Below are 13,769 nucleotides of genomic sequence, written 5' to 3' on the forward strand. Positions count from 1 at the left end.
GTTCGACTCCTCTCGGGCGCGCTTTTATTAACGGGAAGTGGCTCAGCTTGGTAGAGCACCTGGTTTGGGACCAGGGGGTCGCAGGTTCAAATCCTGTCTTCCCGATATTCCTAAAAACATGGGGCCTTAGCTCAGCTGGGAGAGCGCCTGCCTTGCACGCAGGAGGTCAGCGGTTCGATCCCGCTAGGCTCCACTTATATTAATATCATTTATGGCGGTGTAGCTCAGCTGGCTAGAGCGTACGGTTCATACCCGTGAGGTCGGGGGTTCGATCCCCTCCGCCGCTACCATAAAGGACCTTTAGCTCAGCTGGTTAGAGCAGACGGCTCATAACCGTCCGGTCGTAGGTTCGAGTCCTACAAGGTCCACCATTAGACGTATATATCTCGGAGGTATACCCAAGTTCGGCTGAAGGGATCGGTCTTGAAAACCGACAGGCGGCGAGAGTCGCGCGGGGGTTCGAATCCCTCTACCTCCTCCATTTTTTCTAAAGTGAATATTTTATCATCGCGGGGTGGAGCAGCACGGTAGCTCGTCGGGCTCATAACCCGAAGGTCGCAGGTTCAAATCCTGTCCCCGCAACCAAATGGTCCCGTGGTGTAGTGGTTAACATGCCTGCCTGTCACGCAGGAGATCGCCGGTTCGACCCCGGTCGGGACCGCCATTTTTTACATAAAGGCTCGGTAGCTCAGTCGGTAGAGCAGAGGACTGAAAATCCTCGTGTCGGCGGTTCGATTCCGTCCCGAGCCACCATTTTGAAATCACGAGCCGACTTAGCTCAATTGGTAGAGCAACTGACTTGTAATCAGTAGGTTGGGGGTTCAAGTCCTCTAGTCGGCACCACTTTCAAAATGAGCCATTAGCTCAGTTGGTAGAGCATCTGACTTTTAATCAGAGGGTCGAAGGTTCGAGTCCTTCATGGCTCACCATTTACAATTTAATGCGGGTGTAGTTTAGTGGTAAAACAAGAGCCTTCCAAGCTCTGGTCGAGAGTTCGATTCTCTTCACCCGCTTTTCAATTATGGGCCTATAGCTCAGCTGGTTAGAGCGCACGCCTGATAAGCGTGAGGTCGATGGTTCGAGTCCATTTAGGCCCACCATAATTGTTCCGCAGTAGCTCAGTGGTAGAGCTATCGGCTGTTAACCGATCGGTCGTAGGTTCGAGTCCTACCTGCGGAGCCATATTTATAGAGAAGTACCCAAGTGGCTCAAGGGGCTCCCCTGCTAAGGGAGTAGATCGCGAACGCGGTGCGAGGGTTCGAATCCCTTCTTCTCTGCCAGAACTGGCCCGTTGGTCAAGTGGTTAAGACACCGCCCTTTCACGGCGGTAACACGGGTTCGAATCCCGTACGGGTCATACTAAAAGAGATAGCATAATCTGCTATCTCTTTTTTGTTGTATAAAAGTGAACTTTGGATAGTCTGCTTTTTTATGCAATAGAAGAAATATGAAGTATGGGCTGTTGCAGTTGGGTATATAGAGCGGTAAATACAATCATGTTGTTTATTTGGGCCTGTATGAATATGAAGGAACTATCTATCTAAAATGATACCTCAAGTTGAACTTTTACCCCAGCTGTATGGCTGTAGCCTCCTACACTTGGAGAAACCGATGAAAATAAATAATATATAGAAGAAGCTGCTTTCTCTCAACAGGTGTGATCTACTGAAGACAGCTTTTTTATGTTGTCAGTATTGTCGAGTTTTGTCAGTAAATCGATATATTGCAAAAATCGCTGATATAATTTGAGTTACGATCGATAAATTTTAATAATCGCTGATATATTTGGAGTTACGGTCGATATATTCTAAAAATCGCCGATATAATTTCACTTACCGATGAAAACCACAAGAAAAACCCTTTCACAATCTAAAGAAAACGCCTCCATTGAAATGGATTCCACACCTATTCCAATAACTTTACACTCTATGTGAAAAAGTTCACAAATAGGTCATAATTTGTGAAGTAATTCACAATAATACGTGCTACAATATGAATGTAAAGAAGTTAAACAACATTAAATTAGTATTTTAATTAATTACTTAAACAATCATAAAAAAATATATGTGAACAATAGAGAGGGGAAATTACCATGAAAAAAGGTATCAATCGTGTAGTATTAGTAGGAACAGGAGCTGTAGGTTGTAGTTACGCTTACTCAATGATTAACCAAGGTGTAGCTGAAGAATTCGTATTAGTAGATGTTAATGAAGCAAAAGCAGAAGGGGAAGCAATGGACTTAAGCCATGCGGTACCATTCTCTCCATCACCAACAAAAGTTTGGAGCGGTAGCTATGCAGATTGTAAAGATGCAGATTTAGTTGTTATCACTGCTGGGTTACCACAAAAGCCAGGTGAAACTCGTTTAGACTTAGTTGAGAAAAATACAAAGATCTTTAAACAAATCGTTCGCGGCATTATGGATAGCGGATTCGATGGAATCTTCTTAATCGCAACTAATCCAGTTGATATTTTAACTTACGTAACTTGGAAAGAATCTGGTTTACCGAAAGAGCGCGTAATCGGTTCTGGTACTACTTTAGACTCTGCTCGTTTCCGTTACATGTTAGGTGACTACTTAGATGTAGATCCACGTAACGTTCATGCTTACATCGTTGGTGAACACGGTGACACTGAACTTCCAGTATGGAGCCACGCTACTATCGGTGTACAAAAATTAGAAACAATCTTAGCTAACAACGAACAGTACAAACAAGAAGACTTAGACAAAATCTTCGAAAACGTACGTGATGCAGCTTACCATATCATCGAGCGTAAAGGTGCAACTTACTACGGAATCGGTATGTCACTACTTCGTGTAACTAAAGCAATCTTAAACAACGAGAACAGCGTATTAACTGTATCTGCATACCTTGAAGGTCAATACGGCGAGAAAGATGCTTACGTAGGTGTTCCAGCTGTAATTAACCGCGAAGGTGTACGTGAAATCGTAGAACTTGAGCTAAATGAAGAGGAAAAAGTGAAGTTCGCTCATTCTGTAAAAGTATTAAAAGAAACAATGGGACCAGTACTATAATAATTGCTAAATAATTCAGAGGTGGGAAACTGCTTCTTACCTCTGAACTTATATAATTTAATATAAATTCCTTTTCCGGTTTCCCTTGTATATCCCCAATATACCCCTTTTGCTGGATAAGGGTCGTTTATAGAAAAGAGCACTCTATTTTACGTAGAGTGCTCTTTATTATTCCGCTATTTGCCGGGCAGTAAAAAACCACTGATTAAAGTTTCATTTTATTATTTTTTAGGTGTTAATCCTAATTTCTTTAAAATATCTGCCAGTGTACCGCTTTTGGATTTTTCTACAGGTGTTTGTGATTTAGATGCATCTGGACCTTTTTTCAAGAAGTTCCTTTCAACGAAGCGAATATCTTTTTCGTCGACAATACCATCTTTATTAAGGTCTCCGTCTTTTACAGTTAGTCCTTTTTTACCATAGTTGCTAGCGATAATTTCAGCATCTTTAATATCGATTACTTTATCAGCATTTACATCGCCGGTAAGGTTTTCATCAGGTCTTGCATAATAATATTGGCCAAGCAGCTTACCGTCTTTTTCAGTACCAAGTTTCATTGTTAGGCGGCTTGTTAAATGTCCTGGCACCTCTACATATAAGTTATAGTCGTGTTTATTAACTGGAAGTCCATTTAGTTTGAAGTATCCGTATTTATCTAGTGAGCCTTCAAACTTATGACGGTAAGAATCAGTCGCATATACTTTTAGGCCAAGCTTTGTATAATCGAACTTTTCATCTAAATATTCGCGTTCATTTAAGAACGCACCAGGTTTAATATGTCCTTCTACTAGTGAGTTTAAGGACATAACTGAGAATGTTTGATCTTGAAGTACACGCATTCTATTTGGTTCTGATTCACCTTGTTTCCAGTAAACAAAAATTGGTGACTCTAATTGAGCGTTTGCTTCATAAAATTCATCATTTTCTACTTTGAAAGTTACATCAATGAACGGGAAATCACCATCTAATCCAGCAAAGTTTTTGTCATCGATAGCGCCGCCAACTGTAACAGAACCTGCCTCTAATTTCGGTTCATTTACTTTTGCAGTTACTCCTTTTTCGGAAAGTAGCTTTTCAAAAGCAGGATTAAATTTCGCATTTCAATAACATTGTGACAAAAAATATTGAGAAACATTTTTTTATGACAGATTATTTTGTTTTGATTTTGAGTGGAAAATAGCATGAAAAATAGGATAAACATAATAAAATAAAGGTTGAGAAAAAATAATTGGTAAAAATATAGAAGAATAATAAAGCGTTTTCAATGAATATTCGTCAAAATTCGATATTTTACACGGAAATGTGAAGAAAAACTAACATTTTTAAGAAAAAAACGAATGTTTTTTATAAATTAACAAGGATATTGCAGTTTTTCGCAGAAATAGTTAAAGTATAAAAAATTCTGTCATCTAAGTGAGGTGAGCATATTGAGTGTAATAAATTGTGAAGAAGTGAAACGAGATGAGTTTCATACAGAAAAGTACTATGAAAGTTATAACATCTTTGGCGCACATGTTGTGACGGAAGATGAGATTCAAGGGGTACGATTTACAGTGTGGGCTCCTCATGCGAAAGCAATGAGTGTTGTTGGAGATTTTAATGAGTGGGATTATGAGCAACATAAGATGCTACAAGTGACAGAAGAAGGTATTTGGTCCTTATTTATACCGCATATTGAAGAAGGAGAAATATATAAATATGCGATTGAAACGTTGGCTGGTGACGTCATTTTAAAGGCAGATCCGTATGCTATATATGCAGAAGTAAGACCGAATACGGCATCTGTAGTTTTTGATATAAAAGGATATGAATGGAATGATAAAAACTGGAATCGTAAGAAAAAGAAAAAACCGATTTATAAAGAAGCGATGACAGTTTATGAATTACATTTTGGTTCTTGGAAAAAGAAAGAAGATGGAACACTATATTCTTACAGGGAAATGGCAGAAGAACTCATTCCGTATGTGGTGGAACATCAATTTACACATATTGAAATTATGCCGCTTGTTGAGCATCCATATGATCGTTCTTGGGGATATCAAGGAACGGGATATTATGCAGCGACGAGTAGATTTGGTACACCGCATGATTTAATGTATTTTGTCGACGAATGTCATAAATATGGAATCGGTGTCATTTTAGATTGGGTACCGGGGCATTTTTGTAAAGATGCTCACGGTTTATATTTGTTTGATGGCACACCGACCTATGAATATAAAGATAAAGATGTACAAGAAAATCTAGTATGGGGAACTGTCAATTTTGATTTAGGAAAGAGAGAGGTACGTAATTTCTTAATTTCAAATGCGTTATTTTGGATGAGATATTTCCATATTGATGGTTTCAGAGTAGATGCAGTTGCGAACATGTTGTACTGGAATAAAGAAGGACAAGAGCAAAGTAATGAGTACGCTGTGTCATTTTTACGGGAGTTAAATGAAGCAGTGTTTGCAGAGGATGAAGATTTTCTTATGACGGCAGAGGATTCAACAGCTTGGCCACTTGTAACAGCACCAACGTATGAAGGTGGGCTTGGATTCAATTACAAATGGAATATGGGCTGGATGAATGACGTGCTGAAATATATGGAGTGTGCGCCAGAGTACAGAAAATATATTCATGAGAAAATGACGTTCTCTTTACTATATGCTTACTCTGAAAACTTCATATTACCCCTTTCTCATGATGAAGTCGTTCATGGGAAAAAGTCGTTATTAAATAAAATGCCAGGTGATTACTGGGATAAGTTTGCTCAGCTTCGTTTATTATATGGATATTTCTTTACTCACCCAGGAAAGAAATTACTTTTCATGGGAGGAGAATTCGGGCAGTTTGATGAGTGGAAAGACCTTGAAGATTTAGATTGGAATTTACATGATTTTGAAATGCATCGTTATATGCATGATTACTTTAAAGAGCTCATAGCATTGTATAAGCGCTCAAAACCACTTTGGCAGCTTGATCATTCGCCTGAAGGTTTTCAGTGGATTGATGCTAATAATAACGAGCAAAGTATTTTCTCGTTTATCCGCCAAGGGGATAAACAAGAAGATGCGTTAGTTATCGTATGTAATTTTACGAAAGCTACATATGAAAACTATAAAGTAGGTGTACCAGATTTCGAGCATTATAACGAGATTTTAAACAGTGATGCACAGCAATATGGCGGTTCGGGACAAGTGAATAAGAAACGTCTTAAGACGATTCTAGAACCGTACCATAATCAAGCAGCACATGTAGAGATTACAATTCCACCATTTGGCGTATCCATATTACGACCAGTGAAGACGAGAAAGGGGAGCAAAAAACAAGATGGCTCAAAAACAAAAGTGCGTAGCAATGTTACTAGCAGGGGGAAAAGGTAGTCGTTTAAGTGCATTAACAAAGAATTTAGCCAAGCCAGCTGTTCCATTTGGTGGTAAATATCGCATTATTGATTTTACGCTAAGTAACTGTGCGAATTCTGGTATTGAAACGGTTGGGATTTTAACGCAATATCAACCACTCGAACTTCATAATTATATCGGAATCGGAAATGCGTGGGATTTAGACCGAGTAAACGGTGGGGTCACAGTCTTACCTCCTTATGCGGAGTCTTCAGGGGTTAAGTGGTATACAGGTACGGCAAGTGCCATTTATCAAAACTTAAACTATTTAAGTCAGTATGAACCGGAGTATGTTCTCATTTTATCAGGCGACCATATTTATAAAATGGATTACAGTAAGATGCTAGATTACCATATTGAGAAAGAATCGGACGTATCCATTTCTGTTATTGAAGTACCTTGGGATGAAGCAAGTCGCTTTGGCATTATGAATACAAATGAAGAAATGGAGATTGTTGAGTTTGAAGAGAAACCACAATTTCCAAGAAGTAATCTTGCATCAATGGGAATCTATATTTTTAATTGGTCAATTTTGAAAGAGTATTTAGAGATGGATGCAAGAAACCCTGAATCTAGTAACGATTTTGGAAAAGACGTACTTCCGCTTTTATTGGATGAAGGGAAGAAGCTAATGGCGTATCCGTTTGAAGGATATTGGAAAGATGTTGGAACGGTGAAGAGCTTATGGGAAGCGAATATGGATTTGCTTCGCGATGAAACATCACTGAATTTAAACGATCGTAATTGGCGTATTTACTCTGTCAATCCAAACGAACCGCCTCAATATATTGCTGAAAAGGCGAAAGTAGAAGAATCGCTTATTAACGAAGGGTGCGTCATTGAAGGGGACGTGAAGCATTCTGTGTTATTCCAAGGAGTGACGGTGGAAGAAGGAAGTATGGTGATTGATTCTGTCGTTATGCCAGGGGCTAAGATTGGTAAAAATGTTGTGATTGAAAGAGCGATTGTTGGATCAGAAATGGTTATCGAGGATGGAACAATCATTCGTCCAGAAAAGAATGTTGACGATGTAGTATTAATTGCTGAAGGGAAATAGAAAAGGGGGATGAAATGAATGGGAGAAAAAATGTTAGGAATTATTAATGCAACGGGAAGTTTTCCTTCCTTAAAGAAAGTAACAGGGCATCGTTCACTAGCGGCGTTACCGTTTGGGGGCCGTTATCGCCTCATTGATTTCATGCTTTCAAATATGGTGAATTCTAGTATTCATAGTGTGGCAGTTTTTACAAGCCATAAAAATCGTTCGTTAATGGACCATGTTGGTTCAGGAAAACAGTGGGATTTAGATAGAAAACGAGACGGACTATTTTTATTCCCGCCAAACTGCCAATGTGACCAAGATGAATTTGGGTCTTTTGCACACTTTAGAAGACATATTGATTATTTTCTAAGAAGCAGAGAAGAGTACGTTGTTATTACGAATAGCCATCTCGTAACAGCATTAAATTTTCAAGCGGTGTTAGAGCGACATATACATACGGCAGCTGATATTACGGAAGTTTGCCATGAAGGGGTTTCACTTCAAACATATGTGTTAAAGAAACAATTATTGTTAGACTTATTTGAGTCATATAAAGATGTGGAACAATACAGTTTATTTGATGTAGTGAGAGAAAAGCGCGGGAAATCATTACACATTGCTACATATGAACATACTGGATATGTAGCAATTATTGACTCGATTGAAAGTTACTATAAACATAGCTTAGAAATTTTGCAACCTGCTATTTGGAAGCAATTATTTAAGAAAGAAGCACCGATCTTTACGAAAGTAAAAGATGAGCCACCAACTCGTTATTTAAAGGGTGCAGTCGTGAAAAATACAATGATTGCAAACGGTAGTATTATTGAAGGGGAAGTCGAAAACAGTGTTGTTTCTCGTTCAGTTAAAATTGGAAAAGGTTCAATTATTCGTAACAGTATTATTATGCAAAAGAGCCAAATTGGAGATAACTGTATAATAGATGGTGTTATTATTGATAAAGATGTGAAAATTGGTGACGGTGTCGTATTAAAAGGAAACGCCGATGGGCCGTATGTTGTAGAAAAAGGAAGCGTACAAAACAGTACGATTAATAGTTATTCTTAAAAGAATCAGTGGGGGCTTTTTCCTCCACTGATTAAAGTTTTAATTCAAATGAAAACTCGAAGGGAGGAAGCTGCAAGAGGAGTAATAAAAACTTTTCGCGCAGTGGGACAACAAGTGAATATTTTATTTGCAGTATCAGAATGTGTACCGTTTGTGAAATCGGGAGGATTAGCTGATGTAGCGGGTGCGCTCCCAAAAGAGCTGAAAAAATTAGGAGTGGACGTTCGTATTATACTTCCGAATTATAGCCTCATTCCGCAAAAGTTAAGAGATGGATGTACGTTACATAAAGTAATTAACGTCCCGCTTGGGTGGAGAAATCAATATTGTGGAATTTTAAAAGGTGAGCAAGACGGAATTACGTATTACTTAATAGATAATGAATATTATTTTAAGAGAGATTCTCTGTATGGTCATTATGATGACGGAGAGCGTTTTTCTTATTTCTCAAAAGCGGTGTTAGAGTGTATTCCGCACCTTGATTTTGAAGTGGATGTTCTTCATAGCCACGATTGGCATACGGCTATGGTTAATTTCTTACTTCGTGAAAAGTATCAAGATAACCCGTTATATGAGCGTATTAAAACGGTATATACAATTCATAACTTACAGTTCCAAGGTGTATTTCCTCCTGAAGTAATGTACGACTTGTTAGAACTTGGTGATGAATATTTCCACAGTGAGCAGTTAGAGTTTTATGGGAATGTGAACTTTATGAAGGGCGGTATTATCGCTTCGGATCAAATTACAGCGGTGAGCCCGACATATAAAGAAGAAATTCAATATGAATTTTTCGGTGAGAAGTTAGATGGATTACTGCGAAAATATAATGATAAGCTTAGCGGCATTGTAAATGGTATTGATACGAGCGTATATAATCCAGAAACGGATTCGTATATTAAGGCTCAGTATGATGCAGAGTCATTATATGAAAAGAGTGAAAATAAACGCGCCTTGCAGCGTTATTTTGGTTTGCCAGAAAAAGAGGATACACCAATTATTTCAATGGTAACGAGATTAACGAAGCAAAAAGGTCTTGATTTAGTACGTACTGTATTCCGCGAAATAATGGAAGAAGATGTACAATGTATTATTTTAGGATCAGGTGATTCGGAATATGAGCAATTCTTTGAATGGATGGCATATGAGTATCCGGAGAAGGTAAAAGTTTATATCGGATTTAATGAAGAATTAGCTCATCAAGTGTATGCAGGAAGTGATTTATTCTTAATGCCATCGCTGTTTGAACCGTGTGGACTTGGACAACTTATCGCATTAGCATACGGTACGATTCCAATTGTAAGAGAAACAGGTGGATTAAACGATACGGTACATTCTTATGATGAAGAAACTGGAGAAGGAAATGGTTTTAGTTTCACGAATTTTAATGCACATGACATGCTGCATACGATTCATCGTGCAATTGAATTCTATCACGATAAACCGGTATGGGAGCAGCTTGTAAAACAAGCGATGACTGAAGATTATAGCTGGGAGCAATCGGCTCTTGCTTATAAGGAATTGTATAAAAGTCTCATGGAATAACATGTAGGTGGTGAAAAAATGTTTACTCATGTTGAAAGTTTTAAATCAACTTTTCTAGAAAAGTTAGAGACGATGTATGGTAAAAGTTTTAAAGATTCTACAACTCGTGATCAATATAATACACTCGGCCATATGGTACGTGAGTATATGAATAGTCAATGGATTGCAACGAACGAGAGTTATCGATCCGGAGAGCAAAAGCAAATGTATTACTTGTCTATTGAGTTTTTGCTTGGACGTTTGCTTGGAAGTAACATCTTGAATTTAGGTATTAGAGATGTATGCGAGCAAGGGTTATCTGAACTAGGGATTTCGTTACAAGAGTTAGAAGAAGTGGAAGCAGATGCAGGCCTTGGTAATGGTGGGCTTGGACGCTTAGCAGCCTGTTTTCTCGATTCACTTGCATCTTTAAACTTGCCAGGACACGGCTGTGGAATTCGTTATAAACATGGTTTGTTTGATCAGAAAATTGTTGATGGTTATCAAGTCGAATTTCCAGAACAGTGGCTTCTTCATGAAAACGTATGGGAAGTAAGAAGGCATGATCAAGCTGTAGAAGTAAGTTATTTCGGCAATGTTGAACCGCTAGAAATTGACGGGCGTTTAGAGTTTAGGCATATAAATGCAGAAGTCATTATGGCCGTGCCATATGATGTGCCGGTAGTTGGCTATGAGACGAGTACTGTAAATACACTTAGACTTTGGAATGCTGAACCAGTTCCTTTCCCGCAAAACTGCAAAGATATTTTGAAATATAAGCGTGAAACAGAGGCTGTATCGGAGTTTTTATATCCAGATGATACGCATGATGAGGGAAAAATACTTCGTTTAAAACAACAGTATTTCCTCGTATCAGCAAGTTTGCAAAATATCGTTCGAATGCATAGAGAAAGATATGGTGACCTTCGTCAACTACATGAAAAAATTGCGATCCACATTAACGATACACATCCGGTTTTAGCAATTCCGGAACTGATGCGTATTTTACTAGACGAAGAAAAGTTAGCATGGGAAGAAGCTTGGCACATAACGACGCAGACGATTTCTTATACGAATCATACGACGTTATCAGAAGCGCTCGAAAAGTGGCCAATTCACATTTTTAAACCGTTATTACCGAGAATTTATATGATTATTGAAGAGATTAATGAACGTTTCTGTCATGAACTGTGGGAACAGTATCCGTATGAGTGGGATCGTATTGAAGCAATGGCGATTATTGCACATGACCTTGTGAAAATGGCTCATTTAGCGATTGTCGGTAGCCATAGCGTAAACGGTGTAGCGAAAATTCATACGGAAATATTAAAGCAGCGGGAAATGCGATTGTTTTATGAATTTTATCCAGATAAGTTTAATAATAAGACGAATGGAATTGCTCATAGGCGCTGGCTTATGAAAGCAAATCCACAGTTAACAAATCTCATTTCAGAGGCGATTGGAACAGAGTGGAAGAAAGAACCGATTAAGCTTCAAGAGCTACAATTAGTTCAATATGATGCGAGTTTCCAAGAGAAATTTGCAGAGGTAAAACAAGAGCGTAAAGAGATTTTAGCGGAGCGTATTCATAATACAATGGGGATTACCATTGATCCAAATTCTATTTTTGATGTGCAAGTGAAAAGATTACATGCTTACAAACGACAATTATTAAATGTTCTTCATATTTTATATTTGTATAACCGTTTGAAAGAGGATGCTAGTTTTACATTTTATCCGCGTACTTTTATTTTTGGAGCGAAAGCATCACCTGGCTATTATTACGCGAAAAAAATTATTAAATTAATAAATGAACTCGCAAGAAAAGTAAATAATGACCCGTATGTCAGTCAATATATGAAAGTTATCTTTCTAGAAAACTATCGAGTTTCTTTAGCAGAAGATATATTCCCAGCGGCGGATGTAAGTGAACAAATTTCAACGGCGAGTAAAGAAGCATCGGGAACAGGTAATATGAAATTTATGATGAATGGTGCGATTACACTCGGAACGCTAGACGGTGCTAACGTTGAAATAAAAGACCGGGTCGGTGATGATAACTGTTTTATTTTCGGTTTAACAGCAGAAGAGGTTCTTCATTACTATCAAAATGGTGGATATCGTGCAAGTGATTATTATCACCACAATGGGCACATTAAAAAGGTAGTAGATCAGTTAACGAATGGTTTCTTTGCACAGTCGGGAGCCGAATTTGAAGCAATTTACGATTCTCTCGTTATTCAAAATGATGAATATTTTGTTCTGCGAGATTTTGGTCCATATGCTGAAAGACAAGAAGCTGTCGGTAGAGCTTATGAGAACCGAACGAAGTGGCTAGAAATGTCGATTTTAAATATTGCACAGTCTGGTCATTTTGCGAGCGATCGAACGATTTTGCAGTACAGTAATGAAATTTGGGGTATTGGTAATGCAGTTAAACAGTTTTAAAGAGGTTGCTATATTGGGAGATATATTATCGATTTACCAACAGAAATGGATATTAATAAATAAAACGTGCTTAATAAAATTAAGCTCGTTTTATTTATTTTGCTTAAGAAAGAAATGGAACAGTGGTATATATGATACCTGCCCCATCATACTCTCCTGTCGCAAAGTATGAAAATGTAAAGAAACCTGTAACCGTAAAAATTATAATAAGGAAAAATGCGAAGATAAATTTTAACATGTAAGGTCCCCTCATCCAAAAATAACTTCATAGATTATTATAGTATACGAATATTTTATTTCCAATTGTTTACTGGTTAAAAATGAGAAGTCAGACATGTTTTGTATGTTGTAATGGAATGATTATTTGTAATGGATTTTGTGTTTTTTGTAAATGTCATGTTGTGATGGACGTGTGCATACTCCCAATCATGATCATTAAAATTTATGTTTCGGGGAGGGAGAAGTGGAACGACATCGAATAAGTTGACGAAACGAAAGCTACTAGCTACTTGTAGTTTATAATAATTTCGAAAAGCGATATCTCCTACTTTTGGAGAAGCGAATGTATAAAGTCCATACTGTGCGAAGGCAGTATTTATACGTGCATCTAATATGTGTAATGTGGCAAGCGCGCCACCTAGACTATGCCCAGTAGCTAGCAGTTTTTTATGTGCTGGCAATGATACGAGCATATCCATAATAGAATCACGACAAGACTCATAAATAGAGAGAAAACCGTTATGGACATTTCCGCCATTTAAAGCATAAGGATAAGGTTTTTGATTGACGAGAGAATCAATAATCCAATCTGGATCTGTTTGAGTGCCTCTGAAGGCAACGATAATTGTATCCTCAGATTCTAATATAAATCCGAACCATTCTGTTGTTTGAATGGCCTTTCCTTGAAAACCTTGTACATATTGAAAACCATCTGGTATTTCGAAAATACCATTTTGTTTATATTGTTCATACGTTAACTCACAACAAGAAGCCAACAGTATGGCAGTTTCTTTATCAAAGGATAAAGGAGTACGCATTAAGGTAGCCCTCCTTAAGAAAAGGTATAGTTTAATATATGCGGTGAGGAACTTGATTCATTCTTTTGGAGGTGGGGAATAGCTTGTATCGCTTACCTAAATCAGTGGAGGAAATTATAATGGCGTGCGAGACGTTCTCGATTAAGTAATGCGCAAGCATAAGCGACAACGAGGACTGTTCTAGATTGTAGAAACAACAAAAACAATTAAGAGCAGGATAACTGTTC

8 protein-coding genes, 15 tRNA genes and 2 pseudogenes are annotated in these 13,769 nt (G+C 38.1%); 21 read left to right on the plus strand and 4 right to left on the minus strand.

The window, feature by feature from the left end:
- Window positions 1-31: 31 nt before the first annotated feature.
- The 15 genes from ACS2CR_RS30560 (at window position 32) to ACS2CR_RS30630 (ending at window position 1,357) form a co-directional block, all read left to right on the plus strand.
- Window positions 32-105: transfer RNA gene (locus ACS2CR_RS30560), tRNA-Pro, on the plus strand.
- Window positions 106-120: 15 nt separating this feature from the next.
- Window positions 121-193: transfer RNA gene (locus ACS2CR_RS30565), tRNA-Ala, on the plus strand.
- A gap of 20 nt (window positions 194-213) precedes the next feature.
- Window positions 214-290, plus strand: a tRNA-Met gene (locus ACS2CR_RS30570).
- Between the two features lie 4 nt (window positions 291-294).
- Window positions 295-371, plus strand: a tRNA-Ile gene (locus tag ACS2CR_RS30575).
- A gap of 17 nt (window positions 372-388) precedes the next feature.
- Window positions 389-481 (plus strand) — tRNA-Ser (locus ACS2CR_RS30580).
- A gap of 27 nt (window positions 482-508) precedes the next feature.
- Window positions 509-585 (plus strand) — tRNA-Met (locus tag ACS2CR_RS30585).
- A gap of 3 nt (window positions 586-588) precedes the next feature.
- Window positions 589-664, plus strand: a tRNA-Asp gene (locus tag ACS2CR_RS30590).
- Window positions 665-677: 13 nt separating this feature from the next.
- Window positions 678-753, plus strand: a tRNA-Phe gene (locus ACS2CR_RS30595).
- A gap of 14 nt (window positions 754-767) precedes the next feature.
- Window positions 768-843 (plus strand) — tRNA-Thr (locus ACS2CR_RS30600).
- A gap of 10 nt (window positions 844-853) precedes the next feature.
- Window positions 854-929: transfer RNA gene (locus ACS2CR_RS30605), tRNA-Lys, on the plus strand.
- Window positions 930-942: 13 nt separating this feature from the next.
- Window positions 943-1,013 (plus strand) — tRNA-Gly (locus tag ACS2CR_RS30610).
- A 10-nt stretch (window positions 1,014-1,023) separates the two neighbouring features.
- Window positions 1,024-1,100, plus strand: a tRNA-Ile gene (locus ACS2CR_RS30615).
- A 7-nt stretch (window positions 1,101-1,107) separates the two neighbouring features.
- Window positions 1,108-1,182, plus strand: a tRNA-Asn gene (locus ACS2CR_RS30620).
- 7 nt (window positions 1,183-1,189) lie between these two features.
- Window positions 1,190-1,280: transfer RNA gene (locus ACS2CR_RS30625), tRNA-Ser, on the plus strand.
- 5 nt (window positions 1,281-1,285) lie between these two features.
- Window positions 1,286-1,357, plus strand: a tRNA-Glu gene (locus tag ACS2CR_RS30630).
- A gap of 97 nt (window positions 1,358-1,454) precedes the next feature.
- Here the strand turns inward: ACS2CR_RS30630 and ACS2CR_RS30635 are convergent.
- Window positions 1,455-1,618, minus strand: a pseudogene (locus ACS2CR_RS30635) (IS4 family transposase); the annotation flags it as partial.
- Window positions 1,619-2,092: 474 nt separating this feature from the next.
- Between ACS2CR_RS30635 and ACS2CR_RS30640 the strand changes: the two are divergent.
- The gene (locus ACS2CR_RS30640; RefSeq protein WP_053514572.1) at window positions 2,093-3,037 is read left to right on the plus strand and encodes an L-lactate dehydrogenase; all 945 of its coding nucleotides are present in this window, start codon (window positions 2,093-2,095) and stop codon (window positions 3,035-3,037) included.
- A gap of 221 nt (window positions 3,038-3,258) precedes the next feature.
- Here ACS2CR_RS30640 and ACS2CR_RS30645 read toward each other — a convergent pair.
- A pseudogene (locus ACS2CR_RS30645) lies at window positions 3,259-4,137 on the minus strand (S8 family serine peptidase); the annotation flags it as partial.
- A gap of 327 nt (window positions 4,138-4,464) precedes the next feature.
- Between ACS2CR_RS30645 and glgB the strand changes: the two are divergent.
- The 5 genes from glgB (at window position 4,465) to glgP (ending at window position 12,505) form a co-directional block, all read left to right on the plus strand.
- Window positions 4,465-6,402 (plus strand): 1,4-alpha-glucan branching protein GlgB, encoded by a 1,938-nt coding sequence (gene glgB, locus ACS2CR_RS30650; protein ID WP_053514573.1) that lies wholly within the window; start codon window positions 4,465-4,467, stop codon window positions 6,400-6,402.
- The gene (gene glgC / locus ACS2CR_RS30655; RefSeq protein ID WP_000057604.1) at window positions 6,350-7,480 is read left to right on the plus strand and encodes a glucose-1-phosphate adenylyltransferase; all 1,131 of its coding nucleotides are present in this window, start codon (window positions 6,350-6,352) and stop codon (window positions 7,478-7,480) included. Before glgB ends, glgC begins: the two co-directional genes overlap by 53 nt.
- An 18-nt stretch (window positions 7,481-7,498) precedes the next feature.
- Window positions 7,499-8,533 carry a glucose-1-phosphate adenylyltransferase subunit GlgD gene (gene glgD / locus ACS2CR_RS30660; protein ID WP_000504164.1) on the plus strand — a complete coding sequence of 345 codons (1,035 nt, stop codon included), beginning with the start codon at window positions 7,499-7,501 and terminating at the stop codon, window positions 8,531-8,533.
- A gap of 114 nt (window positions 8,534-8,647) precedes the next feature.
- Window positions 8,648-10,078, plus strand: a complete 1,431-nt coding sequence (gene glgA, locus ACS2CR_RS30665) for a glycogen synthase GlgA (RefSeq protein ID WP_023901191.1) — start codon at window positions 8,648-8,650, stop codon at window positions 10,076-10,078.
- Between the two features lie 18 nt (window positions 10,079-10,096).
- Window positions 10,097-12,505, plus strand: a complete 2,409-nt coding sequence (glgP, locus tag ACS2CR_RS30670) for a glycogen phosphorylase (protein WP_053514574.1) — start codon at window positions 10,097-10,099, stop codon at window positions 12,503-12,505.
- A 103-nt stretch (window positions 12,506-12,608) separates the two neighbouring features.
- On the opposite strand, the gene ACS2CR_RS30675 is transcribed toward glgP, so the two are convergent.
- On the minus strand, window positions 12,609-12,743 hold the full coding sequence (locus ACS2CR_RS30675; protein WP_000911064.1) for a hypothetical protein: 135 nt from the start codon (window positions 12,741-12,743) through the stop codon (window positions 12,609-12,611).
- A 76-nt stretch (window positions 12,744-12,819) separates the two neighbouring features.
- Window positions 12,820-13,542 (minus strand): lipase family protein, encoded by a 723-nt coding sequence (locus tag ACS2CR_RS30680; RefSeq protein WP_001260134.1) that lies wholly within the window; start codon window positions 13,540-13,542, stop codon window positions 12,820-12,822.
- Window positions 13,543-13,769 lie beyond the last annotated feature (227 nt).

The organism is Bacillus cereus group sp. BceL291 (genome assembly GCF_051776705.1).
Taxonomy (GTDB): domain Bacteria; phylum Bacillota; class Bacilli; order Bacillales; family Bacillaceae_G; genus Bacillus_A; species Bacillus_A cereus.

Coding starts and splice junctions, on each gene's coding strand:
- glgC (WP_000057604.1), top strand. CDS start 6,350: ATGGCTCAAAAACAAAAGTGCGTAGCAATGTTACTAGCAGGGGGAAAA.
- ACS2CR_RS30675 (WP_000911064.1), bottom strand. CDS start 12,743: ATGTTAAAATTTATCTTCGCATTTTTCCTTATTATAATTTTTACGGTT.
- glgP (WP_053514574.1), top strand. CDS start 10,097: ATGTTTACTCATGTTGAAAGTTTTAAATCAACTTTTCTAGAAAAGTTA.
- ACS2CR_RS30640 (WP_053514572.1), top strand. CDS start 2,093: ATGAAAAAAGGTATCAATCGTGTAGTATTAGTAGGAACAGGAGCTGTA.
- glgD (WP_000504164.1), top strand. CDS start 7,499: ATGGGAGAAAAAATGTTAGGAATTATTAATGCAACGGGAAGTTTTCCT.
- ACS2CR_RS30680 (WP_001260134.1), bottom strand. CDS start 13,542: ATGCGTACTCCTTTATCCTTTGATAAAGAAACTGCCATACTGTTGGCT.